The sequence below is a fragment of the Myxococcus sp. AB056 genome (assembly GCF_006547365.1).
Classification (GTDB): Bacteria; Myxococcota; Myxococcia; order Myxococcales; family Myxococcaceae; genus Myxococcus; species Myxococcus virescens.
Genome location: NZ_VHLB01000021.1, coordinates 54,335 through 80,315, shown reverse-complemented (window position 1 = coordinate 80,315; position 25,981 = coordinate 54,335). Strand labels below are relative to the sequence as shown.

Annotated in this window: 25 protein-coding genes; 14 read left to right on the top strand and 11 right to left on the bottom strand. The window is 69.6% G+C overall.

From position 1 onward, the window contains the following. Window positions 1-68: 68 nt before the first annotated feature. Window positions 69-1,037: an FHA domain-containing protein gene (locus FMP39_RS12460; RefSeq protein WP_141590124.1), complete on the bottom strand. Its 969-nt coding sequence runs from the start codon at window positions 1,035-1,037 to the stop codon at window positions 69-71. Then, on the bottom strand, window positions 1,025-2,347 hold the full coding sequence (locus FMP39_RS12455; RefSeq protein WP_141590123.1) for a S1C family serine protease: 1,323 nt from the start codon (window positions 2,345-2,347) through the stop codon (window positions 1,025-1,027). The genes FMP39_RS12460 and FMP39_RS12455 overlap by 13 nt, the downstream gene beginning before the upstream one ends. Before the next feature lie 173 nt (window positions 2,348-2,520). Here FMP39_RS12455 and FMP39_RS12450 point away from each other — a divergent pair, with 173 nt between their 5' ends. Continuing rightward, window positions 2,521-3,927 carry a DUF3943 domain-containing protein gene (locus FMP39_RS12450; protein ID WP_141590122.1) on the top strand — a complete coding sequence of 469 codons (1,407 nt, stop codon included), beginning with the start codon at window positions 2,521-2,523 and terminating at the stop codon, window positions 3,925-3,927. 14 nt (window positions 3,928-3,941) lie between these two features. Here the strand turns inward: FMP39_RS12450 and FMP39_RS12445 are convergent, their stop codons facing one another. Then, window positions 3,942-4,619 carry a hypothetical protein gene (locus FMP39_RS12445; protein ID WP_141590121.1) on the bottom strand — a complete coding sequence of 226 codons (678 nt, stop codon included), beginning with the start codon at window positions 4,617-4,619 and terminating at the stop codon, window positions 3,942-3,944. Between the two features lie 379 nt (window positions 4,620-4,998). Here FMP39_RS12445 and FMP39_RS37925 point away from each other — a divergent pair, with 379 nt between their 5' ends. From FMP39_RS37925 to FMP39_RS12420, 5 genes are all read left to right on the top strand, one after another. Then, complete coding sequence (locus tag FMP39_RS37925; RefSeq protein ID WP_228557929.1) at window positions 4,999-6,528, top strand: hypothetical protein; 1,530 nt, start codon at window positions 4,999-5,001, stop codon at window positions 6,526-6,528. 210 nt (window positions 6,529-6,738) lie between these two features. Then, window positions 6,739-7,119, top strand: coding sequence for a hypothetical protein (locus FMP39_RS12435; RefSeq protein ID WP_228557927.1), 381 nt, complete (start codon window positions 6,739-6,741; stop codon window positions 7,117-7,119). Between the two features lie 21 nt (window positions 7,120-7,140). After that, window positions 7,141-7,665, top strand: a complete 525-nt coding sequence (locus tag FMP39_RS12430) for a GNAT family N-acetyltransferase (protein WP_228557926.1) — start codon at window positions 7,141-7,143, stop codon at window positions 7,663-7,665. Window positions 7,666-7,772: 107 nt separating this feature from the next. After that, a complete protein-coding gene (locus FMP39_RS12425; RefSeq protein ID WP_141590119.1) occupies window positions 7,773-8,120 on the top strand; it encodes a metalloregulator ArsR/SmtB family transcription factor in 348 nt (115 codons plus the stop codon). After that, the gene (locus FMP39_RS12420; protein WP_141590118.1) at window positions 8,117-8,569 is read left to right on the top strand and encodes an SRPBCC family protein; all 453 of its coding nucleotides are present in this window, start codon (window positions 8,117-8,119) and stop codon (window positions 8,567-8,569) included. The genes FMP39_RS12425 and FMP39_RS12420 overlap by 4 nt, the downstream gene beginning before the upstream one ends. A 15-nt stretch (window positions 8,570-8,584) precedes the next feature. On the opposite strand, the gene FMP39_RS12415 is transcribed toward FMP39_RS12420, so the two are convergent. Genes FMP39_RS12415 through FMP39_RS12405 form a run of 3 tightly spaced genes read right to left on the bottom strand, consistent with a single transcriptional unit; the run spans window position 8,585 to window position 10,765 of the window. Beyond that, window positions 8,585-9,253, bottom strand: coding sequence for a hypothetical protein (locus FMP39_RS12415; protein WP_141590117.1), 669 nt, complete (start codon window positions 9,251-9,253; stop codon window positions 8,585-8,587). Continuing rightward, complete coding sequence (locus tag FMP39_RS12410) at window positions 9,250-9,591, bottom strand: protealysin inhibitor emfourin (protein ID WP_141590116.1); 342 nt, start codon at window positions 9,589-9,591, stop codon at window positions 9,250-9,252. The genes FMP39_RS12415 and FMP39_RS12410 overlap by 4 nt, the downstream gene beginning before the upstream one ends. Before the next feature lie 19 nt (window positions 9,592-9,610). Beyond that, window positions 9,611-10,765: a M4 family metallopeptidase gene (locus FMP39_RS12405; RefSeq protein ID WP_141590115.1), complete on the bottom strand. Its 1,155-nt coding sequence runs from the start codon at window positions 10,763-10,765 to the stop codon at window positions 9,611-9,613. A 402-nt stretch (window positions 10,766-11,167) separates the two neighbouring features. Here FMP39_RS12405 and FMP39_RS12400 point away from each other — a divergent pair, with 402 nt between their 5' ends. From FMP39_RS12400 to FMP39_RS12365, 8 genes are all read left to right on the top strand, one after another. Next, window positions 11,168-12,385: a sialidase family protein gene (locus tag FMP39_RS12400; RefSeq protein ID WP_228557924.1), complete on the top strand. Its 1,218-nt coding sequence runs from the start codon at window positions 11,168-11,170 to the stop codon at window positions 12,383-12,385. Between the two features lie 217 nt (window positions 12,386-12,602). Next, entirely contained in the window at window positions 12,603-13,085 is a 483-nt protein-coding gene (locus FMP39_RS12395) for a tetratricopeptide repeat protein (protein WP_141590113.1), read from the top strand. Between the two features lie 152 nt (window positions 13,086-13,237). Continuing rightward, window positions 13,238-14,323 carry a 6-phosphofructokinase gene (locus tag FMP39_RS12390; protein ID WP_194858373.1) on the top strand — a complete coding sequence of 362 codons (1,086 nt, stop codon included), beginning with the start codon at window positions 13,238-13,240 and terminating at the stop codon, window positions 14,321-14,323. A gap of 18 nt (window positions 14,324-14,341) precedes the next feature. Continuing rightward, a complete protein-coding gene (locus tag FMP39_RS12385; RefSeq protein ID WP_141590111.1) occupies window positions 14,342-16,273 on the top strand; it encodes a serine/threonine-protein kinase in 1,932 nt (643 codons plus the stop codon). Further along, complete coding sequence (locus tag FMP39_RS12380; protein WP_141590110.1) at window positions 16,270-17,277, top strand: hypothetical protein; 1,008 nt, start codon at window positions 16,270-16,272, stop codon at window positions 17,275-17,277. Before FMP39_RS12385 ends, FMP39_RS12380 begins: the two co-directional genes overlap by 4 nt. 28 nt (window positions 17,278-17,305) lie before the next feature. Continuing rightward, the gene (locus tag FMP39_RS12375; RefSeq protein WP_141590109.1) at window positions 17,306-19,198 is read left to right on the top strand and encodes a sigma 54-interacting transcriptional regulator; all 1,893 of its coding nucleotides are present in this window, start codon (window positions 17,306-17,308) and stop codon (window positions 19,196-19,198) included. Between the two features lie 20 nt (window positions 19,199-19,218). Further along, complete coding sequence (locus tag FMP39_RS12370) at window positions 19,219-19,788, top strand: hypothetical protein (RefSeq protein ID WP_141590108.1); 570 nt, start codon at window positions 19,219-19,221, stop codon at window positions 19,786-19,788. Window positions 19,789-19,793: 5 nt separating this feature from the next. Next, a complete protein-coding gene (locus FMP39_RS12365) occupies window positions 19,794-21,389 on the top strand; it encodes a carboxypeptidase-like regulatory domain-containing protein (protein WP_228557923.1) in 1,596 nt (531 codons plus the stop codon). Window position 21,390: 1 nt separating this feature from the next. Here the strand turns inward: FMP39_RS12365 and FMP39_RS12360 are convergent, their stop codons facing one another. From FMP39_RS12360 to mutL, 5 genes are all read right to left on the bottom strand, one after another. After that, complete coding sequence (locus tag FMP39_RS12360; protein ID WP_194858372.1) at window positions 21,391-21,903, bottom strand: hypothetical protein; 513 nt, start codon at window positions 21,901-21,903, stop codon at window positions 21,391-21,393. Window positions 21,904-21,994: 91 nt separating this feature from the next. Continuing rightward, a complete protein-coding gene (locus tag FMP39_RS12355; protein WP_141590105.1) occupies window positions 21,995-22,981 on the bottom strand; it encodes a tol-pal system YbgF family protein in 987 nt (328 codons plus the stop codon). 117 nt (window positions 22,982-23,098) lie between these two features. Further along, the gene (locus FMP39_RS12350) at window positions 23,099-23,740 is read right to left on the bottom strand and encodes a hypothetical protein (protein WP_228557922.1); all 642 of its coding nucleotides are present in this window, start codon (window positions 23,738-23,740) and stop codon (window positions 23,099-23,101) included. Between the two features lie 98 nt (window positions 23,741-23,838). Further along, window positions 23,839-23,994 (bottom strand): hypothetical protein, encoded by a 156-nt coding sequence (locus FMP39_RS37410; RefSeq protein WP_163884409.1) that lies wholly within the window; start codon window positions 23,992-23,994, stop codon window positions 23,839-23,841. Between the two features lie 95 nt (window positions 23,995-24,089). Further along, window positions 24,090-25,949: a DNA mismatch repair endonuclease MutL gene (gene mutL / locus FMP39_RS12345; protein WP_141590103.1), complete on the bottom strand. Its 1,860-nt coding sequence runs from the start codon at window positions 25,947-25,949 to the stop codon at window positions 24,090-24,092. Between the last annotated feature and the right edge of the window lie 32 nt (window positions 25,950-25,981).

Here is a 25,981-nt window from a genome sequence, read left to right as displayed (position 1 = left end):
GGGCATTCCTACCTGTCCGGTCTGACATCCACCGTCCCGCCCGTGACGTCCTGCCGGCCCCTGGCGGCTCACGGGTCGCGCGCCAGCGCGTCCACCTGTTCCTGGACCTTCACGGCGTCAGAGAAGAAGTCATCCAGGGGCGCGGTGCCCACCAGCCGGAAGGCCGGCGGCAGGAGCGACCGGCGGAAGCCCAGCTCCGTGCTGAAGGACTCGTTGCCCAGCCATTCATCCGCCCGCGACAGCGCGCCAAATGACAGCGTGACGACGGCGATGACCCGGATGAGCCGCTCCGGCTCCCAGCGCGTCACGTAGCGCAGGTGCCAGTAGAGCCCCCAGGCCATCAGCGACAGGAAGGCGACGTGGTGGGCCCAGGCCAGGTTGCCGCTCACCCCCAGGCTGAAGCCCACCAACGTGAGCAGCGGCTGGATGACGACGGAGCCCAGCAGCACCAGCGCGGCCACGGTGGCATGCGTGCGGTAGTGGAACTGGCGCCGGGCGATGCGGCTCGCCACCGACCAGCCCCCCGCCCACAGGAAGGTGATGCCCAGCGGCACCACCAGCGCCACCGTCAGCTCCCCCCAGTCCGTGCGCCCGTAGTTGGCCAGGTAGCCTTCCAGCAGGCTGGCGCCCAGCAGGGCCTGCAGGGCCAGGGAGAAGTAGCGGGGCTGCTCGAACACGCGCGGCCTCGGCGCGGTGGGCGCCGCCGCCACGACGGTCTTCTCCACCGGGTGACCGCGCGCGCGGAAGCGCAGCACCGTGTCCCCCACGGACACGCGGGTATCCGTGACCAGCTCCAGCTCGGCCAGCTGCGCCCAGGGCTCCACGCGGTAGGTGCCGTTCTGGCTGCCCACGTCGCGCAGCACCAGCGTGCCGTCCTCGCGGCGCTCGATGCACAGGTGCTCGGCGGAGACCTTCGGGTCATCCAGGATGACGTCGTTGCCGTAACCCCGGCCGACGTTGACGGGGAAGCGCTCCAGGCGATGACGGGCCTGGACGGAGTCCCCTTCCAACACCTCCAGGAAGATTACTTCGTCCACGACAGCCCCTCCAGGTAGCGGCGCGCCAGCTTGCGGCCATTGTCCGCGGTGAAGCCCGCCAGCGTGAGCGACGTGTCCACGCCGCTGGTGCTGGCATTGAGCGTGGCCGCGCGCAGCACCAGGTCGTAGAGGCCGGGGAACTTCCGGTAGGCACGCATGCACAGCGCGGCGCGGACGGGCAGGCCCGCCACGTCCACGAACTCCGACTGGCAGCGGTAGTTGGTGACGTCCTGCCGCGTGGCCTCCACCGCGTCCGGGTCCTGTGAGAAGAGCGCGCTGTAGAGCGCGGAGAAGCGCAGCGCTCCCAGCTTCTGGCTGGTGGCGTGTTGATGCAGGAAGGCCACCACGCCCGTCCGGTGGCGCGAGGACACGAAGATGTCCTCCTCCGACGAGCACTGATAGTTCGTCACCGTGTACGGCACCTCGGGGTCATGCGGCGTGTCCCCCCAGCACTTGAGGAACGTGCCCCAGCGCCCCGGCACGCGGTAGCTGCCCAGCGTCTGCTGCGGCATGGGCGCGCCCAGCAGCCTTTCGGTGACGCGCTGCTGGTTGTCCAGGAGCTGCGCGCGCACGGTGTCCAGCAGCGCCTGCGCGCCGGAGTCCTTGGCTGCCAGCGCGCGGGACAGCAGCGCACGCGCGTGCTTCACCGGCACCAGGAAGCCCACCTGGTTGCCCATGGTCGCCACGTTGACGCCCACCACGCGGCCCTCGCCCGTGAGCGTCGGGCCGCCGCTCATGCCCGGATTGATGGCCCCGCTGAAGTGCAGCCGCTCATAGAGCGCGTCGTGGATGAAGCCGTTGTACGTCCCCTCCACGATGGTAGTGCCCAGGTCGCGCGGATTGCCCATGGCGAACAGGCGCGCGCCCTGCGGCGGCTCGCGGTCGTCCAGGTCGAAGAAGCTCTGCACCGGGGTGGCCGTCTGGATGATGGCCAGGTCGTGCACCACGTCCACGTCCACCAGCCGCACCGGCACGGGCTCTGCGCCACCCTTCAGGACCAGCTCCGCCGTGTAGTCCTCCGGGTGGATGACCACGTCGGAAATCACGTGGTAGTTCGTCACCGCGTGCCCGGCGGCCGACACGAAGAAGGCCGAGCCGATGGACGAGCGCGTGCCGGAGCGCCGCTCGATGATGCGCACCTGCGCGACCTGCCCCTCGATGCGCTGGAACAGCTCGTGCGTGGCGGGTGGCAGCGTGCTCGAGGGCACGGCGGGCACGGCTTCGGGGGTGCCAGGTGCGGGAGGCGGGCTCGGCTCCGCCGGCACGACCGGCGACTGCGTGAGCACCGCTGCGAGGATGAAGGCGAACATGGATGCGGCGCACCCTACCCCACCGCGCCCTCCGACGGACGTGCAGCCTCAAGTCCCGCGCCAGGCAGGCGACCGGGCGGTCCGTCTACCCACCGACGCGGGCCCGCGCCGCCGGTCCATGGTCGCACCGCGCGCGGGGTCCCCATCTTCGCCCTTCGGGTGGGGGAGCCGGCATGCGTCACAGCCAGCGGTGCGGCCGGCGCGGACCCGCGGCGCGGTGGCGGAAGGTGGCGCTGCTGGTGTCCCTGCTGCCCTCGCTCGCCCAGGCGGCGGAGCTGCCCGCGGATGCGCCACGCGTCGAGGACGAGGACGAGGAAGGCGCCGCCCTCCCTCCTCGGCCCCGCCAGTTCTGGTGGGCCCTGGGTGAAGTGACGGCCATCAACCTCACGGTGTGGGGCTTCAACCGATACATCATGAACAAGGACTTTGCTCGGGTCGGCCTGGACGCATGGCGAACGAACCTCGAGAGAGGGTTCGTCTGGGACAAGGATGATTTCAGTACCAATCAGTTCGCGCACCCCTACCACGGCAGCACGTACTTCAACGCCGCCCGGGACCACGGCTTCAACTACTGGGGCGCCATGGGCTTCACCCTGGTGGGCAGCCTCCAGTGGGAGTTGTTCGGCGAGAACCACCTGCCCTCCTACAACGACCTCATCAACACCACGATGGGTGGGTGGGCCCATGGAGAGGTCATCTACCGGCTGTCCTCCATGCTGCTGGACCAGCGCGCCACGGGAACCCGGCGCGTCGCCCGCGAGGTGAGCGCGGGGTTGCTCAATCCCATCCGAGGCGTCAACCGCGTGGTGCGCGGGGATGCCTGGCGCAGCGCGCCCACCCCGGAGGACTGGCAGCCGCCCGTGTTCGCCGTGCTGACGCGCACCGGCTACCTGAACATCGACGCGGGCACGACGCTGAACCAGTTCTTCGCGGAGCTGGACCTGCGCTACGGCGACGCCCTGCGCTTCCCGGTGGACGCGCCCTTCGACGCCTTCAACATGGGCGTGCAGTTCACCACCGGCGAAAACCGACTCATCAGCCGCGCCGAGGTGAAGGGCGCGCTGGCGATGCTCCCGCTGGAGAACGGTGGGAACGAGCGCGTGCTGCTCGGCGCCTTCCAGCACTTCGACTACAACGACACGCAGGCCTACGAGCTGGGCGGTCAGTCGATCGGCGCGGGGCTCGTGTACCGGTACCTGACGCACGAGGGCCGTGAGCTGCGCCTGGCGCTTCATCTGCGAGGCGTGGTGCTCGCGGGCATCACCTCCGAGTACGCGGACAAGGTGGGCCGCGACTACGACTACGGCCCGGGCCTGGGCTTCCACTTCGAGGCGTCCTACGGGCGCTGGCCCTGGGAGTACCTCAAGCTGCACGCGGGCAGCACGTGGCTGCACACGCTCAACGGCGCGGACGGCAACCACCTGGTGCATGAGGGCACCTTGCTGCTGGACGTGCCGTTGTTCGCCAACCTGGGCCTGGGCGCCAGCTTCACCTTCTTCGAGCGAAACAGCTTCTTCCGCGACTTCGATACCGTCTCACGCGGAATCCCGCAGGCCCGGGTGTTCCTCTCCGTGCACTGACCGTCCACGCGGGGCTACGACGTGGGGTTGCCGGCCGCGTGACGCAGCCGCCGCCGGCGCCACGCCGTGTACGAGACGACCAGCGCCCCGGCCAGGGTTCCCGCCAGCGCGCCCAGCACCCGGCGTGGGACGGGGCCCCCCGCGCTCGGCGGCTCGTGGCGGAAGGTCTCCAGCGAGGCGCGCACTTGCGGCTCCAGCGCCTGCCATCGCACCGCGGGCGCGCTGACCATCACCACGGCGTGCTCGCCCTCCGAGGCCAGTCCCGCGACGAGCACCGTGCGGACCTGCCCCGCCTCGCGCAGCGTCCCCAGCACCTCCACACGCGGTGTCACCCCGCCCAGGCGCTCCACGCGTTCCGCGGCAAGCGAGAGCCCCAGCTCGCGCTGGTAGTGCTGCATCACCGCGGACGCGAACTCTTCCCGGTCAGAGGGGCTCGCGCTGAAGCCGCGCCCCACCACGGACACGAGCAGCGTGGCGGCGTCCGGGCCCTCTCCGTCGGTGAGGGCCGCCGACAAGGCGCGCGGCGCGTCCGGGTCCAGCGCCACCGCTCCCACGCGCGAGCCGGCGTACTGCTCCCACCGCACCATGTGGAAGCCCTTCGGCGGGCGAAACGAATAGCCATCCCGGCGCAGCTCCGTTCCGAGCGCGCCCGGCAGCGTCAGCAGTCCGACGGCCAGGAAGGTGGCGTGCACCGGGGCATCATAGTCATCCCCCCACGCCCGCGCCCGCCCGGCAGCCGGGGGCCTCGCGACCTCAACGCACGGCGTGTGGCCCTGCGGGGCTGAGCTGACGATGGAGACGGACTCGGCGTGCCGAATCCGGCTGTCCGAAAGCGCTCGCTCGCAAGGACATTCGTGCGATTCGCATTTCGCGCGAGACCTGAATAATCAGCCTATCCGTTCCCGAAACAGAACTGCCCCCAGCCCTGGGAGACCGCGCATGAATGGCATTGGCGGAAGTCGGACGCGTCGAATGACCTGGGTCCTGGCCGGATGGCTGATGTCATGCGCGCCGGGGCTGGACAGTGGCGCCTTGGAGGGGAGCGCGTCGCCCCCGGAAGGTCCGTCGCCCGTGGGAGCGCCATCGGAGGGGGCCGCGGCGCCGCCACAGGACAACTGCTCCGGCCATGTGCTCGCGACGAACAACGGCGTGTATGCAGCGGGGGCGCTCCTGACGCTGGCCTGGGCCGCGCCCGCCAACCGGCCCTCGGGGGATTGGGTCGGCCTGTTCAGGAAGGGCGCTCCGGACTCCGCGCACCTGACCCGGCAGGACGTGCCCCCTGGCGCGGTGGGCCTGCTGTCCTTCTCCGCCCCCAGTCGCGGAGGGACCTACGAGCTCCGGTACATGACGGCCGGCGGTTCCACGTCCGTCGCCGTCAGCAACACCTTCACGGTGAACGCCGAGCCGGGGCATGTCCTGCTGCTCAGCAACTACGACGGAGGGACCTACACCCTGGTGATGGATGAGAACCTCCCCAACATCCAGATTGGCATTGTCTCGTACAAACCCTCGCACGTGACGGTGACCGGTCCCTACGCCAGCAACGTGAGCATCCTCCGGCTGGTCAGCTATTCGAGCCAGGCGTCAACCGTCCAGGGTGTGGATCCCAGCAAGGTGCAGGTGGTTCCCCCCCAACCCGCCACACATCATCAGCCGTACGCCAGCACCACGCTGGGCTGCGCGACCGGCGCCCGTGTCTTGTCGTGGCCTGGCGGTGGCTGCAACACCATGACGCAAGTGGAGGAGTACTTCCTGTCCCAGTTCGGCGAGGTCCCCTTCCTGTCCCACCTGAGCCGCTCCGAGCCGTTCAGCGGAAGCATTCCACTGTCCCACGCGCGGCTGAACCTCGTGATCGCTCGGGAGACGACCCACCTGGACGTCGCGCAGGCGGTGGGGCGTCCCAGCTATCCCGTGGTGGTCAGGGTGGACGTGAACGCCAACCTGGGGGCGCTCTCACCTCAGGCGCCAGCGCTCACGACGGGCGCGCTCCCTTCGGGTTCAACGGTCCGCATCAACAACCATGCGAACATCGTGGGCGCCGGAGGCAACGGCGGCTCGGGAGGCAATGGCGGAAGCGGAGGCCGTCCCCGCTCGTGCAATCGCGACGGGCTGCCGGGAGGCACGGCCATTGAGCTCACGGTTCCAGCCATCCTCACCAATCGCGGCAACATCTGGGGCGGCGGCGGTGGTGGTGCCGGCGGGTCCGGGTGCAACCGAAACGCGGGCGGTGGCGGCGGCGCAGGCTTCGTCGGAGGCGCGGGGGGCGAAGGCGCCAGCTCCCTCAGCGGTTCGGAAGAGCTGGCGTATTGCGGCCAGGACAACGGCGTGCGCACCGGCGAACCAGGCAGGGCCGGCGGCACCGCGGGAGGCCAAGGCGGCCGGACGGGTGACTACAGGGGCGATGGCTCGTACGACATGCTCGGCGGGGATGGCGGGGGCTTTGGCCAGCCCGGCGAACCCGCGGGAGCATGTGGTGGACTCGGTGCGTCGACTGGCGGCGCCGCCGGTGCCGCGATCAAACGCCGGGGGCATTCGGTGAACGTGCCGGATGGCCGCTACGACACCGGCGGGGGGCGCATTCGCGGCCCCGTCATGCCTTGAGGTGCTGACACCGCCGCTACTGGCAGGTCGCCGGTCCTTGCAGGAGTACGTCAGCTGCAAGAGCGCGTAGTGGTCGCCATACGGCGTCTGCTCGCAGCGCAACTCCTGCTCCACCGCGTTGCAGTTCCCCGCGGGGCATGCGGCCGAGGCCGCCGGTTGGAACCCGCATCACGCTGGCGCCTCGGAATTCCGACGCGATACTCTTGCAGCGTGAGCGACACTCCCTCCGGGCCTTCTCAGCGCAGAAGCGGATTCATCGCAGGGGCCGCCATCGCCCAGTCGCTGATGGTCCCCTACCTGGTGCTTGCCGGGCTCATGGCCGCCGAGGTGTCAGGGGCCCTGTCCGCGGCGCTGCTGCTGTACGGGCTGACCTTGGCTGTCGCGACGGTGTTCCTGTTCCGTCACAAGCGCTGGGCCTGGCGCCTGTCTTCCGCGCTCGCGGTGGTGGCGTTCCTCGCTGGAGCTGGCGTGGCGTGGATGCCTCCGTCATGGGTGGGAGGTATCCACGCCCTGGGCGCAGCGGCGATCCTCGGCGCCCTGTTCGCGGGCCGCCCTGCCATCCCGGCGCCACCGGCGCTCGCGGCCGGTTAGTCACGACGCCCCCTGATAGCCATGCTCCAGGTATTTCAGCACATCGCCACGGAACGCCTGCTGCTTCGCGCCGTGCGCGACAGCGATTTGGACGATGTGTTCGCCCTGCATGCGGATCCGGAGACGAACCGGTTCAGCGTCTCCGGCCCCATGCCCTCGTTGGAAGTCGCGAGGAAGCAACTGGCGCTGTGGCTGGACGACTGGTCCCGTCACGGCGTGGGCTACTGGGTGGTGGCGCGGCGCGAAGCACCTGGTGACGTCGTGGGCTTCGGTGGCGTGCGCCACAAGGCGCTCGAAGGACGCACGGTGCTGAACCTCGCCTATCGCTTCACGCCCCGGACCTGGGGCACCGGGTATGCGACGGAGATGGCCCGCACGGCCCTGATGCTGGCCCAGCGTCACCTGCCCGACGTGCCCGTGGTCGCCATCATCCACCCGGACAATGGGGCCTCCCTCCGCGTCGCGGAGCGCAGCGGAATGCGCTTCGAGCGCGTCATCGACTACGAGGGCACGCCCAGCCGGCTCTACGTGCCCGCCCCGCCGTAACGCCCTGCCCCGCGCACCCAGCCCGAGCGGGCGGCCAGGCTCATCGACTTCCGCCAACACTTAAGCATCGGCTTGACAATTACCCCCGCATCTCAATACTTAAGTCCGTGCCTAACCAATCGGACATCGACCGGGTCTTCCACGCCCTGGGGGACCCCACGCGCCGAGCGATGGTCGAAACCCTGGGCAATGGACCCGCCTCGGTGAGTGCGCTCGCCAAGCCGCTTGGCATCTCGCTCGCGGCCGTCGTCCAGCACCTTCAGGTGCTCGAGGAGAGCGGCCTCGTGACGACCGAGAAGGTGGGCCGCGTGCGCTCGTGCCGGCTGGAGCCCAAGGGCTTCCGGGTGGCCGAGCAATGGATTGCCGCTCGAAAGAGCCTCATCGAGCGGAAGTTCGATCGGCTCGAAGCCCTGCTTTCCGAAGAACCCACCCCACCCTCTGGAGACAAACCATGACCGTCGTTCACAGCACCTTCACCATCGACCGCGCCTTCAACGCCCCCGTTCCCCGCGTGTTCAACGCGTTTGAGAACCCTGAAATCCGCCGCCGCTGGTTCGTCGAGGGCGAGGGCTGGGAGGTTGGCCACTACAAGCTCAACTTCCAGGCGGGAGGCCGCGAGGGCGGTGTCTTCCGGTTCCAGGGAGGCCCGGAGGTTGGCAACGACACGCTCTACACGGACATCATCCCCAACGAGCGCATCGTCTTCGCCTACACGATGACCATCGCAGGCAAGCGCATCTCCTCGTCGTTGGTCACGGTGCAGTTCACCGCCGAGGGCGACAAGACGCGCATGTCCTATACCGAGCAGGGCGCGTACTTCGAGGGCGGACAGGACGCGATCCGCGGCCGCGAAGCGGGCACGAAGGAACTGCTGGAGAAGCTGGCGCTGGAGTTCACGCGCTGAGCATGGGCGCTGGCCTCACTCGAGCGCCGCGATCCGGTACTCCCCCTCTTCGAGCACCAGCCGAACGGCGCGTTCGTCGCCCAGCGGGAACACGGCCTCACCCGCGCCGACGCGGACATGCGTATTGAGTGCGAGCCGGGCACGGCGGAGACGCTCCTTCGCAAGCGGTTCGCGCTCGAAATCCTCGCGAAGGCGCTCCGGTGTGTAACGCGCGCGCAAGGGCCCGGCGAGCTGGCCCCAGGCGGCCTTCCAGTCACGGGCCTCCACGCTGTCGATGAACTGGCGAAGGGCAGCCCGAGGCACATCCGCGGGCCGGGCCTCGACGACACGCCACCCCTGGGTGGACTGCGCGACCGTCAGGGAGGGCGCTCGCGCTTCCAGGAGCGGCGCGCCGGCGCGGACGTCGGCGGCCCTCGCGCTGCGAGCCCCGGGATCCGAATAGCGCTCCAGGAACGCCGCCTCCTCCTCGGGCCCACCCACCGTCAGCGCGAACGCGTCCCCGACACGTCCTTCATCGAGGGCGCGGGCATACGCCTCCGCAACGGAGGCGGGTTCGCGCGGCGTGGTCGCGCAGGCGGTCAGCAGGAGGCAGAAGACCAGGGAACGGTTCATACGCATCGCGGGGAGAATACCTGCCCGGACACGCCGGCCAATCGCTGTCTTCGACCAGGCACGGTGCCTCACCCAGGCGTGCCTGGCCGAGCGCCGCGGCGCTGCGCCCTCTCCGCCTTCGTCACCTGCTCCAGCAGGTCATGAAGCCGTGGCTCCTCCACGGGCTCGATGAACTGGACGGTATGCCGCCGCCCCTCCTCCTCCACGGTCAGGGTGAACCGGCGGGCATCCGCGGCGCCTGGAGGCAGGGTGCCCACAACGGGAGGCAGTTCGAAGAAGCGGGCGGCCTGGACGCTTTGCCGCAGCGCCTCCGCCTGCTCTGGTGGCAGGCTTGTCAGGTCCACGACTCTTGGCCGAGCCAGCCCAGGGAAGTAGGCCGGCCCACCTTCGCGTTTGAGTTCGATGCGCATGGCAGCCGCGACGCAGCCCTTACGCCCTGGGGGCGCGCCCCGCTTGTGCCGAGGGCTGGGTGACGGCGCCGACGAACGCGGGCATGCGGACACCCGACCGGGTGACGCGGATGCCCACCTGCTCCCAGGCCTCCCGGACCGCGTCCTCCTCCTCTCCCGCGCCGAACAAGCGCGTCGCGGACATCACGGTGATGCGCGCGAAGTCGAGGAAGCCCATGTCGGGCTTGATGTGTGAGTCGCGAATGGCGTCGTACCAGATGCGCCCCGCCCGCTCCCAGGCGTAGCCGCCCAGTTGCGACGCAACCAGGTAGAACGCCCGGTTGGGGATTCCGGAGTTGATGTGCACACCCCCGTTGTCCTCCCACGTACGGACGTAGTCCTTCATGTGCCCGGGCTGAGGGTCCTTGCCCAGCACGTCATCATCGAACGCCGTCCCCGGATTCTTCATGGAGCGCAGCGCGACCCCCTCCACGTTGCCGGTGAAGAGGCCCTTGCCGATGAGCCAGTCCGCCGCATCCACCTTCTGATTGAGCTTCATCTGGCGCACCAGGGAGCCGAAGACGTCGGACATGGACTCATTGAGCGCGCCCGCCTGGCGGAAATACCAGAGCGGTCCCTCGTCCTCGGTGACACCGTGCGCGAGTTCGTGCGCGATGACGTCCAGGCAGATGGTGAAGCGGTTGAAGAGGTCGCCGTCCCCATCCCCGAACACCATGCGCCGCCCATCCCAGAAGGCGTTGTCGTAGTCGTTCCCGTAATGGACGAAGGCCTGCAGCGGCATCCCATCCCCGTCGATGGAATTGCGCCCGAAAATCTCCCAGAAGAAGTTGTAGGTGTCTCCCAAGCCGTCATAGGCCTCAGTGACGGCGATGTCGTCCGTCGCCTCCTGTCCCTCGAAGCGAACGGGCGTGCCAGGAAACGCTTCACTGTTCCTCAAATCGAAGATGGTCCGATGCAGCGCGGATTCCACCATCATGGCCCTGGGACGGGTGACGAGCGTCGATGGCGTCGTTCTGCTTCCCGCGAGCCGGAGCGCACGGAACGTCGAATCCGTGGAAAGCGTCCGCAGGACACGCTCACGTTGATCGCTGGTGCCGTTCTGCGCGATGGAGCGAGCCAGGTAGGGCGGCAGGATGCAGTGGATGGAGTGCCGGTGTCGTGCTGGGTGGAACATGACGAATCCCTCTGCTGAATGGGTTCAGCCAAGAGGGTAGGAACGCCGGACGTCCCTTCGGGCGACTCGAACGCGCACGGGCTCCGCCGTCCTGAAGGAGCACAGGCACGCGAACGGGCCGGGGCTGCCAGCTTCCCGTCAAGGCATCCCATGGCGAACTCGCCCCTCCTTTTCCAGGGCATCTCCCTGTTCGCCATTTCCATGCGAACAGCGCCCCCGTTCAGTGACACCACACGTGGCCAGCGCCTATTCCTCCGCCTCGCCTTTGGTGAGAGGGGGACGGGGAACATGGCGAGCGCGATGAGCCGATGTCTCAGGGGTGTGCTGTTCGGAACCGTGCTGCTCTCCAGGAGTGCGGCGGCTCAGGAAGTTCCGGCACGATTCCAGGAGACCTTCGGTCCGGTGCTGAATTTGAGCGGGACGCCCACCTTCAACTTCGAATTCCAGACAGCCGTCGCCGACAGCAATGTCTACATCGTGTGGAGTGATACATCGTCCCTGGACGTCACCCACGTCTACCTGCGCAGGAGCTCGGACCAGGGAAAGAGCTTCGAGCCGCCCCTGAGGCTGAGCAACAACACCGGGTCCGCCTACCTCCCCACCGTGGTCGCGGAGGGAAAGAAGGTCTACGTCGCCTGGCGCGAACAGGGCATCCAGTTCCGCGTGAGCCACGACAACGGAAGGAACTTCGCCCCCGCGGTGACCCTGGCCGCGCACGGATTTTCGCCCCGGCTCGCGGCCGAGAACAGCGATGTGTACGTGACATGGACCGAGCTCACGGGCCCGCGGTCCGCGACCCAGCAATTCCGCGCGAGTCACGACAAGGGGCGGACCTTCGGCCCCACACTGGCGCTGGACGACCGTCATGGCACCGGGGTGACGGAGATGACCGCGTCCAACAATCGCGTCTACATGGTGGGTGACAACATCGACGCGGATGACCGGCCCGACGTGTACATGAGGACCAGCCCCGACGAGGGAACGGCCTTCGCACCGCGTCTCAACCTCAGTGCCGGCGAAGGCCCGGGGCAGCCGTCACTGCTCGCCCGCATCGCCGTCAAGGACCAGAAGGTCCACGTGGTCTGGGAGGAATGCGACGACCTCTTCCCGGACACCTGCACCATCCTCTACCGCCGCAGCACCGACCGGGGGGCGAGCTTTGAGCCCACCCAAGCCATGAGTGGGAGCCAAGGCTTCGCGCTCGCGCCGGACCTCGAAATCTCGGGTCAGCACGTCTTCGTGGCGTGGCAGGACGACAGCCCCGGCAACTTCGACATCCTCCTGCGCGCCAGCAACGACCAGGGGGCCACGTTCTCCGCGCCACGCAACCTGAGCCTCACCCCGGGATACTCCGGCTCCGTCAGCCTCTCCGCAGCCCAATCGCATCTGCGCGTCGCGTGGGAGAACACCACCGCCGGCTCGGTCGACATCTTCTACCGGGCCAGCGATGACCTGGGCGCGTCGTTCACGCCCGTGACGAACCTGAGCAACACGCCGACGCGCTCTTCCGCGCCACGCGTCTTCGCCTCCAGCGGCGGAGGACATGGCTATGTGGCCTGGCTGGAAGACCTGACCAACGAAAACACGGACGTGTTCTTCCGCCGCACCGAGGCGAAATAGCCCGGGGCACCCCGTCTCCTCGCAGTCGCGGTGGCCGCCCTCGCCTCGGGCGTCTGCGCGCGCGACATGCACCGCACATCCAGCCTTCTGGAATCCGTGCCTGAGTGTCGGCCACTCCGACACAGCGTGTGGCCTCCCGGAATCCGAGCTTTGTCGCGGCGACTCCCTGCGTGTTCGTTGTGACATCCCCGCGCAGCGCGGGTAACCTGCCCGGGAGATGAACCCCGCCGCCAGGGCCGACATGGAGTCACGTGCCGATCGCGCCCTGCGCCGCGGCGAGCTCACCGAAGCGCTCGGCCTGTACGAGTCGCTGGTGCGGGCCTTCCCGCACGACGAGGCGCTCGCCCTCAAGCTCGCCAACGCGCGCGAGCTGCTCCAACCCGCGGAGTTGGAGGTGCTCGAAGCCGCCCGGGCCAAGGCCAGCATCCCCCTCCCCGTGGGCCCTTCCTCCCCCGTCCAGGAAGGCGAGCGCCTCTTCGCGCTGGGCGACTATGCGGGCGCCGCGGCTTGCTACCGGCGCGCGGTCCAGGAACGCCCGGACAGCGAGCTGCTCAAGGAGCGGCTGATCGAGCTCTATGGCCTCGCGAAGGCCATGCCCCTACAGTCACCGACAGATAGGGCACTTCCCGACAAGCCGGAGCCTCGGCTCCAGGCCCTGCTGGACCGGGTGGCCTCGCGCCGCCGCCTGAAGCGGGACTGAGGAAAACGCCCGTTTCCACTCGCGAATCAGCCCTGGCTGGTGATTCACGCGTTGCACCCCCGGGGGGCCCCCCCTACAATCAGGTCCGACGTTTCTGTCATGGTGAAGCACCCTCCCTCTGACACCCGCGTCCGACCTGTATGCCCCGTCCCATGAGACTTGGAGTCCTGACCGGCGGTGGCGACTGCCCCGGCCTCAACGCACTCATTCGCGGCCTCGTGAAGCGGGGCACGCACGAATTCGGCTACGAGTTCGTGGGCATCGAGAACGGCTACATGGGGCTGGTGGAGCCAGGGCTCGCCCACCCGCTCACCGAGGAGGACACCCGCGGCATCCTCCCCAAGGGCGGCACCATCCTGGGCACGTCCAACAAGGCCAACCCCTTCAGCTACGCGACCCGTGAGGATGGCCACTGGGTGGAGCGGGACGTGTCCGATCAGGTCCTGCTCCGCTGCGAGGAGCTGGGCCTGGACGGGCTCATCGCCGTGGGCGGCGACGGGACGCTGTCCATCGCCCACCGGCTCGTGGAGAAGGGGCTCAAGGTGGTCGGCTGTCCGAAGACCATCGACAACGACCTGTCCGGGACGGATCAGACCTTCGGCTTCGACACCGCGCGGCTCATCGTCACCGAGGCGCTCGACCGCCTGCACTCCACCGCCGAGGCCCATGACCGGGTGATGGTCGTGGAGATCATGGGCCGCCACGCCGGCTTCCTCACCCTGGAGAGCGGCATCGCCGGGGGCGCGGACGTCATCCTGATCCCGGAGATTCCATACAGCGTGGAGTCCGTGGTGGAGAAGATCCGCCGCCGCTCCACCCGCCGTCGCAGCTTCTCCATCATCGCCATCTCCGAAGGCGCGTTCCCCCAGGGCGGAGAGCTGGCCGTGCTGGACACGGCGGAGGCCATTCCCGGCCGGGGCGTGGTGCGGCTCGGCGGCTCGGGGAAGGTGCTGGCGGACCTGCTGGCCCGGCACATCGAGGCGGAGATTCGCGTGACGGTGCTGGGCCACCTCCAGCGCGGGGGCAGCCCCAGCGCGGCGGACCGGGTACTGGCCACTCGCTACGGGTGCAAGGTGCTGGACCTGGTGAGCGCGGGCCAGTGGGACCACATGGTGGCCCTGCGCGCGGGCGAAATCATCGCGGTCCCCTTGAGCGAGTCGCGCAAGGAGCGCCGGGTGGATCCGGGGGGTGAGCTGGTGCGCTTCACCAAGAGCATGGGCATCAGCTTCGGGGACTGAGGGGACCGCCAAACCGCCATGACGACGCTCGTCGGCCGCCATATCGGTCGCTACCGCATCCTCGAGCAGCTGGGCTCGGGGGGCATGAGCGTCGTGTACAAAGGGCTCGACACCGCCCTGGACCGTGAAGTCGCGGTGAAGGTGCTGCACCCGCACCTGGCCGGCAAGGATGAGTCCCGCCGGCGGCTGGCCCGCGAGGCCCGCGCGGTGGCGAAGCTGCACCACCCCAACATCCTGGAGGTCTTCGACTTCTCCGCCGCGGACGCCCAGGACGCGTTCATCGTCACCGAGTACATCCGCGGGCAGACGCTGAAGACGTTCCTGGACGAGGGGCCCATGGACCCGCCGGAGCTGGCGGCCATGGTCATCCACGAGCTGGCCGCGGCGCTGGCGCACGCGCACGAGTCCGGCGTCATCCACCGCGACCTCAAGCCGGAGAACGTCATGGTGCGCGAGGACGGCGTCCTCAAGCTCATGGACTTCGGCATCGCGCGGCTGATGGACATCGAGGAGCGGATGACCGTCACCGGCACGCTGGTGGGCTCGCCGGCCCACATGGCCCCGGAGATCATCGAAGGCCTGGAGGCGGGCCCCACGGCGGACGTCTTCAGCGTGGGCATCATGTTCTACGCGGCGATGACGGGACGGCTGCCCTTCAGCGCGCCCAACACCACCGCCACGCTCAAGCGCATCCTGGACGGGGACTACGAGGACGCACGCCGGCGGGTGCCCGCGCTGTCGGACGAGCTGGCGGACATCTGCGCCATCTGCCTCCAGCGCGACCCGGAGCGGCGCTACCCCGACGCGGCCCGGCTGCGGGACGCCCTGGCGGACTACCTGGCCGGCCTGGGCTTCGCCCGCGTGGGCGAGGAGCTGGTGTCGTACTTCGCGGACCCGCCGTCGTACCGGAAGCTGGCCCGTCAGCGCATCGTCGCCACCCTGCTGGAGCGCAGCGAGCGGCAGCTCGCGGAGAAGCGCACCCCGCGCGCCCTGGCCAGCCTCAACCAGGTGCTGGCGCTGGACACCACCAACGCGCGAGCGCTGGCGCTCCTCAAGGGCATCCAGCGCGCCCAGCGCATCAAGACGTGGCGCCGCCGGGGGCTCCGTCTGGGCGTGGGCGTGGCCGCCGCCGGACTGCTGGGACTGGGCGGCTGGAAGGCTCGCCATGCGAACGACGCCGAAGCCCCCACCCCGCCCGACGCCACCACGCCCGGACAGGTCGCGGCCACGCTGCCTCCGGCCCCACCTTCCGAGCCGCTCGCCACCGTCGCGCCTCCCGACACCACCCCGGCCCCGAAGGAGAGCGCCGGGCGTCCCGGCCCTGGCACATCGCAGCCGCCCCGCCCGGCCTCGCGCGCGGGCAAGGGCACGACGGCACCGGTAGGCCTGTCGCCGCGGACGGATGGCACGCCGGCCGTGGGCGGCACCGTTCGCAGCATGGGCACACGCCCCGCGGGCGAGGACGAGGAAGCACCGCGCAAGCCGCTGGTGCGCAAGCTGCCTGTGTCCATCCTGGTGCGCCCCTATGGCAGCATCCGCGTGGATGACGGCGCGGCCAGCGCCCAGCCGCTCCAGAAGCATGACGTGGAGGTGACGCCGGGCCGGCACACGGTCACCATCTCCTGCGACTACTGCGAGGACGTGGTGGACACCATCGACGTGCAGCCGGACGGCGACAACGTCTTCCACCTGCGCGCCCAGCCCAAGGCGTCCCGCCTGTCGGTCGACTTCGAGCCCGCGGGCGCGCTGGTGCGCGTGGGCGACGAGTTCCGCTCCGCGGAGGACAGCGTGAAGACGCCCTTCGAGGTCCGCTCTCCGCGAGGCCCCGCGGGCTTCCAGCACACCGTGGTGGTGGAGGTCTCCCACCCGGGCTACGTGCCGGAGCGCCGGGTGGTGCATCTGCGTCCGGGCGAACCCACCACCCTGCGCGGGAGCCTCCGCCCAGAATGAGCCGCTGCCTCCCGCTCTTGCTCACGGCGATGATGCTGCTCGCTCCGGGCGCCACGTTCGCCCAGGACGCCGGTGACCCGGAGGTCGCCGCGCTGCGCGCCAGCTTCGAGTACGGCAAGTACGCGGAGGTGATGGACCGCGCGGCGTCGCGCATCGACCGGGGCGGCCTGGACGAGGACGACCTGGCGGAGCTGCACAAGCTCGCGGGCCTGGCGGCCTTCAACCTGGGCCGCACCGACGACGCCCGCCGCCACCTGCGCGCGCTGCTCCGGTTGGATCCGGACTTCAGCCTGGACCCCTTCGTCGTCCCGCCGCCCGCGGTGGCCTTCTTCGACACGCTCAAGGAGGACATGGACACGGAGCTGGACTTCCTGCGCCAGGAGCGGCGGCTGCGTCAGGAGCGCGAGAAGGCAGAGGCCGAGCGCCGCGAGCGCGAGCGCCTGGAAGCCGAGGTGCAGCGCCGCCGCGCCGAGGAGCTGGCGTCCCAGGTGACGGTGCGCACGGTGGAGAAGCGCAACTTCCTGGTCAACTTCGTCCCCTTCGGCGCCGGCCAGTTCCAGCAGGGCCGCACCAGTCTGGGCATCGTCTTCGCCGCCACCGAAGGTGTGCTGGCGGTGACGAGCATCATCTCCTTCTTCGCCTACGAAGGGCTCTTCGAAGAGCGCACCATCGACCTGGACAACGTGCTGGACCCGGACGGCCGGGCCTCCGTCACCGTCCGCTACATCCCCACCAACCGGGCCAGGCAGCGCGACGCGTGGCAGTTGCTCAAGCTGTCGTCGGCCGCGGGCTTCTACGCCGTCTACGCCGTGGGCGTGGTGGACGCGCTGTTCCACCACGAGGACCAGGTGGTCCGCAGCACGGTGGAGCCTCGCGCCGAACAACCCGCGGAGCCGCTCCCTCGCTCCACTTCCGCCCGCGCGACGGCACCGAAGACGTACACGCGCGTGGGCATCTACCCGACCTCCGGCGGACTCGGCGCCGGTCTCACGCTCTCCTTCTGACGGAGACTCCCTCCAGGTACGTGAAGCCATGGCCAGCCTCACCGTCCGCACCCCCGATGGCAAGGTCCGCGCAGTCTCCCTGCACAAGCGCCTCACCAGCATTGGCCGGGGCCCGGACAACGACATCCCGCTGGAGGACACCTCCGTGCCCGCCAGCGCCCTGCACGTCACCTTCGACGGCACGCGCTACGAGGTGGGCAGCCTGGGCGCCACCTTTCACGTCAACGGCAAGAAGCGTGACGCCCATGCGCTCTCCACCGGCGACGTGGTCCGCGTGGGCCACACCGAGCTGATCTTCGCCCGGGACGACGCGCCCCGTGCACCGCCGCTCCCCGCGTCCCCTCCGCGCGAGCTGATTCACACGTCCAACCCCGACTCGCACACCTCGGAGCTGCCCGGTGTCCCCGGCCGCGAGCTGCTGCTGCTGCGCCGGCTCACGGCGTTCAGCGAGCGGCTGCTGGGGCTCTACGACTTGGAGCGCCTCCTGGAGGGCCTGATGGACGAGGCCATCGAGGTGACACGCGCCGACAAGGGCTTCCTCATCCTGATGGAGAACGGGGACCCGCGCGTGAAGGTGGCGCGCAACGTGTCCCGGGAGAACATCGAGGACGCGGTGGAGAAGGACAAGATCTCCGACTCCATCATCGCCAAGGTGGTGAAGGAGCAGAAGGCGCTCATCGTCGCGGACGCGCTGGACTCGCCGGAGTTCAACAAGAGCGAGTCGGTGGTGAACCTGCGCGTCCACTCCGTCATGTGCGTGCCGCTGATGCAGAAGGGCGACCTCTTCGGCGTCCTCTACGTGGGCAATGACCGGCTGGTGAACCGGTTCGAGCCCAAGAGCGCGGACATGCTCACCATCTTCGCGGCGCAGGCGTCGCTCATCCTCCAGAACGCGATGCTGGTGAGCGACCTCAAGCTCGACAACACCGAGCTGCGCCGCAAGCTGGAGGACCAGCGCTATGGCGACATCGTCGGCGCGTGCCAGGGCATGCGGGACGTGTACAAGCGCATCGACAAGATCGCGCCCACGGACATCTCCGTGCTCATCACCGGTGAGACGGGCACCGGCAAGGAGCTCATCGCGCGGGAAATCCACCGCCGCTCGACGCGCGCGAAGGGCCCCTTCATCACCATCAACTGCGGCGCGATTCCGGAGAACCTGCTGGAGAGCGAGCTGTTCGGCCACGTGAAGGGCGCCTTCACTGGCGCGGTGGCCACCAAGGCCGGCAAGTTCCAGGCGGCCATTGGCGGCACGCTCTTCCTGGACGAAATCGGGGAGATGCCGTTGCAGCTCCAGGTGAAGCTCTTGCGCGCGCTCCAGGAGAAGATCGTCTACAAGGTCGGCGACAACCGCGGCGAGCCGGTGGACATCCGCGTGGTGGCGGCCACCAACAAGGTGCTCGAGGACGAGGTGAAGAAGAACACCTTCCGCGAGGACCTCTACTACCGCCTCAACGTCGTCACGCTGAAGCTGCCGCCCCTGCGCGAGCGCGGCGAGGACGTGGTGGTGCTGGGCCGCTTCTTCCTCCAGAAGTACGCCCGCGAGTTCAGCTCCAAGGCCCGCGGCTTCACCCCCTCCGCCACCGTGTCCATGCGCAAGTACGGCTGGCCGGGCAACATCCGCGAGCTGGAGAACCGGCTCAAGAAGGCGGTGGTGCTCGCGGACAAGCCGCTCCTGGGGCCGGATGACCTGGACCTGAAGCCGGAGAACCTGGAGCCCATCATGCCGCTGCTCCAGGCCAAGGAAGAGTTCCAGAAGCGTTACATCAACGAGGTGCTCGCCCGGAACAACGGGAACCGCACCAAGACGGCCAAGGACCTGGGAGTGGACCCGCGCACCATCTTCCGGCATCTGGAGAAGCTGGAAGCGGAGAAGTCAGGGCGGCCCCTGCCACCCGAGGAGGGAGACGAGCTGCTCTAGGAGAGCAGCCCGTCCGAACGATGGAAGCGACGACGCGGCGATACTCCTGGAGACGAGAGCTGTGGCTGCTGATGGCCGCGGGCTGCGCCGCGTCCGGCTGCCTCATCCCCCAGGACGACACGCTGCTGGACGCCGTGCCGGAGTTCATGAACCGGCCGCCGCGCATCATCGACAGCCTGGTGGCCCCCCAGCAGCGCTTCATCTCGGACTTCGGCGCGGACGGCTGCGACCTCACCTTCGAGGTGGCCGTCGAGGACCCGGACGTGGACGACCGCATCGTCGTGCACTGGTACGTGGACTACAACCCGCAGGACCCGCGCGGCCCCTACCGTCAGTACGAGTTGGCCAGCACCCGCGAACCCCGGCGCACGGACCGGGGCACGCTGCTCATCAGCCTCGCGTCCGCCAACAACCCGCTGAGCACGCCCGGCCCCCACCTGGTGGAGGCGCTGGTGACCGACGCGGAGCTGGTGGACCGTGTGGTGCGGCCCCGGCCGGTGCAGCTGCCGGATGGCACCACCATCAACAACCCGGGCTTCGTCGTCACCTATTCATGGGTGGTCAACACCGTCCAGGGAGACTGCCGGTGAGGCGGGTGCGGCGACTCGCGTGGACGGTCCTGCTGTCGGGCCTGCCCAGCGCCGGCTGCGTGCTGCTGGAGGAAGCGCCCGACCCCAGCCAGTTGGTGTGCCGCGCGGACAGCGACTGTGCCATCAACGAGGTGTGCTTCCCGGACGGCTGCGGCGACCCGGGCCGCGACATCGTGGTGGAGGTGACGCCCAACCCCCATGACGGCCTGCACGCGCAGGACTTCCAGGTCGACGCCATCCGGCCGGAGCTGAACCTGGCGCTGTTCGGGCCCGCCACCGTCCAGGGAAGCACCGTGCGCGCCACGAGCCCTGGTGGCAGCGCCCCGCGTCCCTACAACGAGCCGCTCCACCTCACCGCCCGCGGGGAGAGCGCGCTGCTGCCGGGTGTGGCGCGCCTCTTCACGGCCGACCTGGTCCCTCTCAACGGCGCCTGGGTGCTGCCCGTGGGGACCGGGACGTACACGGTGACGTTGGAGCCGGAGGACCTGGGGCTGCCACCGGTGCGAGGCGAAGCCACCGTGTCGCCCGGCGGCGCCGTGCCCCTGCAACTGGTGCTGCCCTCCCCCAACCAGGTGGCCCGGCTGGAAGGCCGGGTGGTGCGCCAGGGCGCGCAGCTCGTGGACGCCGCGCTGCAGGTCCAGGCGCTGGACGCGGACCTGACACCCCTGTCCCAGCGCGTGCCGGTGGCGCGCGGCTCAGGCGCCTTCTCCCTGGCCCTGCCGCTGGAGGCCTCGCAGCGCACCAGCCTCCTGGTGCGCGTGACGGCGACAGGCGACGTGTGGGTTCCGCAAAAGACGTTCACCGTGGATCCCCGCGAGCCGCTCACCGCGCCGCTGGAGCTGGGTGACTATGGCGAGCCGGTCCAGGTGTCCGGCCGCATCCTGGGACGGGACGGCCGGCCCGTGGTCCAGGCCTCCGTGTCCCTGCGCGGTCCCGTGGGCGGCGGCGGCACGTACCAGGGGCCCCTGGGCACCACCGACTCGGAGGGCCGCTTCACGGTGGAGACGCTCCCGTCGGGGCCGGGCGGCAACCTGTCGCTGGTGGTGGTGCCGCCGTCAGGCTCCACCGCGGGCCTGACGGTGCAGTCGGTGGAGGTGCCTCGCACCGGCGCGGTGCTGCCGGACGTCGTGTGTCCGGACCGGCGCATCATCCGGGGGACGATTCTCCAGACGGACAACACCTCACCGGCGCTGGGCGTGAGGGTGCTGGCGGATCCGGTGGGACAGGTGCCCGGCTGGCCGCGTCCACCGGCGGGCAGTGAGTCCCTGGGCACCACCGACGACACGGGCGCGTTCCGCCTGGGGTTGGATCCGGGCATCTACCGTGTGGACTTCATCCCCACGGAGAACCTGCCCCGCGTCAGCCGCGTCATCACCGTACTCCCCGGCGACGACGCGTCCGAGCAGGTGCTGGCCACCTTCCCGCTCCAGCGCGGCCGCACGGTGCGGGGCATGGTGACCGAGGCCGGAGCGCCCTCGCCCTATGCCTCCGTGCGCTTCTACCGGGTGGCGGACCTGGGAGGGCGCCCGTCTCCGGTGCTGCTGTCACAGACGGTGTCGGACCACCTGGGCCGCTACACCGCCCTGCTGCCGGTGCGCTGACTCAGGGCAGCCGGCCGGCGCCGGGGTTGCGGCCCGCGGTGTTCATGGCTTCGTGCAGCGCATCCACCTCGCCGCCCACCTCTCCCGCGTACTGCACCGCGTGGATGGCGTAGAGGTCCTGCACGCGCATCAGGCGGCGGAACACCTCGCGCAGGGGGGCCCGCTCCCGCGAGTCGAGCGCGCATTCGGCCTCACGGACGCGGAGCTTCTGCAGCCACTCGGTGCGGAAGCGCATCCATTCCTGGTCGACGCTCTTGGCGGGAGACACGTTCACCAGCTTCTCGCGCCCGCTCTCCAGATCCGTCCACAAGGCGCGCGCGCCATCCAGGCACTCGCGGAACGTGAGCGCCACGGGGGCGGGAGGCAGCTTCTCCGGCGTCATGGCCAGGACAGAGCGGCCGACACTCCAGATGAGCCACAACGAGAACAGCGTGGTGACGAGGATGTAAATCCCATACGCGGCACCACGAAAGCGGCGGTAGCGGGGATCTTTCCGGGGGTCGGGAGCGGACACGGGGCCCACGTCTTATGACCGTGGACCCCGTGTGGCAACGCTTCCGTGTAGCAATGCTTCCGGTAGGTGGGGTTCCGGACCCCACGGGCGGCTACTGGCCGGGCTGGCTGGTCGCCTGGGCCGGAGCCGCGGGCGCCGCGCTCTCCGGGTTCATCAGGCGCTTCACCGCGGCGATGCGGCCCCGGAACTGCGACTGGTACGGGCTGTTGAGGTAGGCGCCAGCCGCGTCACGGGCGACTTCCAGCGCCTTATCGTACTGGCCGACCTCCTGGTAGGAGTGCGCCAGCATCAACATGGCGTAGTCCCGCGTCTTCGACTTGCGGTCCCCGTCCACGAAGCGGGCGAGCAGCGGCACCGCCTTCTCGTGGTTGCGGGTGTTGTTGTAGGCCGTGCCCAGGAAGAAGGACGCGTCCAGCGCCTGGTCCTGCGGCGGGTTCATGGCCAGGAACCGCTCCATGTTGGAGATGACGCTGGCCATCTCGTTCTTGCGGAAGGCGATCTTGCCCTGCTCGAACGCGGCGTCGCCCGTCTCCCGGCGCAGCACGGCGGCGCGGTCATTGAGGGCCTGGCGCTCCAGGTTGCTCAACCGCGACGTGTCCAGTTTCACCAGCGCGTCGATGCCCTTGAGGCGCTCGTCACCGGGCAGGCTGGTCATCATCTTGTAGACCTTGTTCGCCTCCTGCTGGACCGACTGGTGTGCCGCGGTGTCCGCGCGCTGCTTCTCCAGTTGGCCGGTGAGGTCGGCGACCGTCTTCTCCAGGCGCTCCTTCTCGTTGGTGGCGCTGGTGCTGCGCGCGCTGGTGATCATCAGCGCGGCGCCCACGCAGATGACCGCGAACAGCACGTAGGCCACCGCGGACGACAGCCACTGGCGCTTCTGGAAATCTTCGTGGCGTTTGCCAACCGCCTTCACCTCCGCATGGAGGTTCTTGAGCAGGTTGTCGCTCTTGATGACGAGGTTGCGTGCCTCGACAATCTCACGGCGCAGATCCGTGAGCTCCTTTTCCACATCCGTTTTCGGCTGGTCTGGCATGGACATCTTCCTAGGCCCGGAAATGAATTCGGCCGATTCACGCATCGTAAGGAGTTCTCCCGGTCATGCGTCGATAATTTCCGCAGCGGAACAGCGCTGCTTAGCCAATGCATTTCCCGAAGAAGGGCAACAGCGCCCGGCTCGCCTGCTTCCCCTGCGGACTTACAGGCTCCCAGGGAGCGGCCGTGATGGCTCTGCTGGAAAGCTGTACGTCACGCCCAGCGAGAGCCAGCTCCCGCCCAGGCTGAACGAACCGACGCGCGCCGTGGACGGCCCCACGGGACCTCGGAGGAACGCGAGCCGGTAGTCGGCAGTGATGCCCCAACGCGGCGTCAGGCGCAACGTGGCGCCCACGTTGCCCATCCACGTCTGGGTGGTGGTTTCCTGGAGCTCCTCCCCCTTGCGCTCCGACGAAGCGAGCGTGGGCCCCGTCAGCAAGCCCGCGAAGGGCACGAGCCCATGAGGGCCCAGCTGCGGAATCACCGTCTGGAAGCGCAGGCCGATGAGCGCCCCGTAGCCCAGCACGTCCACCTGCCGGGCCTGCGGCGGCCCGCCGTCGGCGCCCGGCTCGTTGAGGTACAGGCGACTCTGCGTGCCGAACAGGTCGATGCCCACCTCCAGCAGGTCGGAGATGGCGTAGGCGAAGGACGCCACCACCGTGGGCCCGCCCGCCACTTCCCGGGCACGCGGCAGTGCCTGGTTGGCGGAGCGCGAGTACCAGCCGTCGTAGAGCGTCTTGTTGGGGGTGATGCGCCAGCCGCCCTGGATGGTGATGCGGCCCACCCCATCCAGCGAGGTGGACACATCCTCATCACCGTATGCGTAATCCTGAGCGGCGGCGGGAGCGGAAAGCAGCAGTGTGAGCGGAAGAAGGCGACGGAGCATCAATGGCGGCTTTGGCGTCAGGGGCGCTTGGGGCTCAGCGCGATTTCCAGGAAGGTGGTCCGCCGGCGGCGAAGTGATGCGACGAAGCAGCGCACCACGCATCCGGCGCCGAACTCGCGCAGCACCACGCCGAGATTCGCCACCACGTCCCGCAGGGTGATCACACCGTGCATGTGCCCGCTCCTGTGCGCTGCGGAGGTTGGCCTGGGTGCTACAAGCGTGTGGCGCACGGTAACAGGGGGTCCCCCCCCGTCAATTTTCGGGGCACTCAGCGGGCGCGCCGCTCCAGCTCCAGCAAGGGCATCTCCAGCACCACCACCGTGCCGTGGCTGCACGTGGGGTGGAAGTCGGCCCGGTCCAACTCCCCGAGCAGCGCGCGGAACTGCGCGTCGGAGAGCGGCACGGCGCCGGCCTGCTTCGCGGCGTGGCACGCCATCACCCGCACCGCCTCCGCCAGCGACACCGTGTCCAGCGTCGCGCTCTTCGGCGGCAGCGCCCGCGCCAGGGCCTCCAGCAGCGAACGCGCGTCCGCCCCTTCAAGTCCCGGCGGCACTGTCTTCAACGCCACAGTGGTGCCGCCGAACGGCTCCACGTCGAAGCCCAGGCGGGACAGGGCTTCCCTGCCCTCCACCAGGGCCTTGGCCGCCGCGACGGGCAACTCCAGCGTGGTACCGAAAAGCGTGGGTGCCGGAGGCGGCTTGCCGGCCTCCAACGCGCGCAGGTAGCCCGTCAGGCGCGCGCGCTCCAGCGCTGCGTGTGGATCCATCACCACCAGCGTGCCACCCGGTCCCTCGCAGACATGGAAGCGGCCCCCCAGCATGCCCAGGGGCCGCAGCGCGCCGAAGTAGCCCGGCGGAGGTGCCTCGTTGAGCTGGGGCTGCGCCTGACCGAAGGCGGGGGCCTGCCCCACCGCGGCGGCGAAGGGCAGCGCTCCCGGCCGAGCCCCCTGCCCCAGCGTCCCCAGGGACGGGGCCCCAGGGCCAGGGCCCGGTGCATCCATGGCGGTGGGCAGCGGGCCGCCCCATGCGGCTTCCTGGGCGCGGGTGAGGAAGCGCTCCACGGCGTGCGCGTAGTGCGCGGCGTCCATGGGCTGGCCGGCCTGGGGCGCGGCGCCCTCCACGCCCGAGCCCAGCCACGGCGCGGCGCGCAGCATGCGGCTGAGCGCGGCCGTCACCGCCTCCTGGACACCCCGGGCGTCGGCGAAGCGGACCTCCTGCTTCTGCGGGTGCACGTTGACGTCCACCGCGCGCGGGTCCACGTCGATGTGCAGCACCACCACGGGCTGGCGCCCGGCGGCGAGGAAGTCCTGGTACGCGCGCTGGATGGTGCCAATGAGGCCGCGGTCCCGGATGTAGCGGCGGTTGACGAAGGTGTAGAGGCCGCGCGCGTTGTTGAAGGTGAACTCGGGCGAGGCGGCATACCCCGTGACGGCCACGCCCAGCCGGCGCTCCTCCACGGGGAACAGGTGCGGATGCGACGTGGAGCCCAGCGCCGCGGCGATTCGCTCGCGCGGGTCATCCGGGCAGGCCGCGCTGGAGAAGAGCGCGCCGCCCTCGTGCGAGGCGAAGAAGCCCACCTCCGGGTACGCCAGGGCCAGGCGCACCACGGCCTCTTCCGCGTGCTTCAGCTCCGTGTCGCCCCGGCGCAGGAACTTGCGGCGCGCGGGCACGTTGAAGAACAGGTCCTCCACGGTGATGACCGTGCCCGTGCGCGGCGGCGCGTCCTCCACCAGCGGTGGCCCACCGCCTTCCACCGACACCCGCGTGCCCACCTCGGAGTTCGTAGCCGCGGAGTGAAGTGTGAACCGGGAAACGGATGCGATAGCGGGAATGGCCTCGCCCCGGAACCCCATGGAGTCGATGTGGAACAGGTCGTCCAGCTCGCGCAGCTTGCTGGTGGCGTGGCGCTCCAGGCAGGCCACGGCGTCCGAGCGCCCCATGCCGTGCCCATCATCCGACACGATGATGCGGTCCACGCCTCCCCCGTCCAGCTCGACGCGGATCGTGCCGGCACCGGCGTCGATGGCGTTTTCCACCAGCTCCTTCACGACGGAGGCGGGGCGCTCCACGACTTCGCCGGCGGCAATCTTGTTGATGAGGACGTCGCTGAGACGGGCAATCCGGGACATGGCGGCCGGACACCCTCCGCCACCCAGGCGAC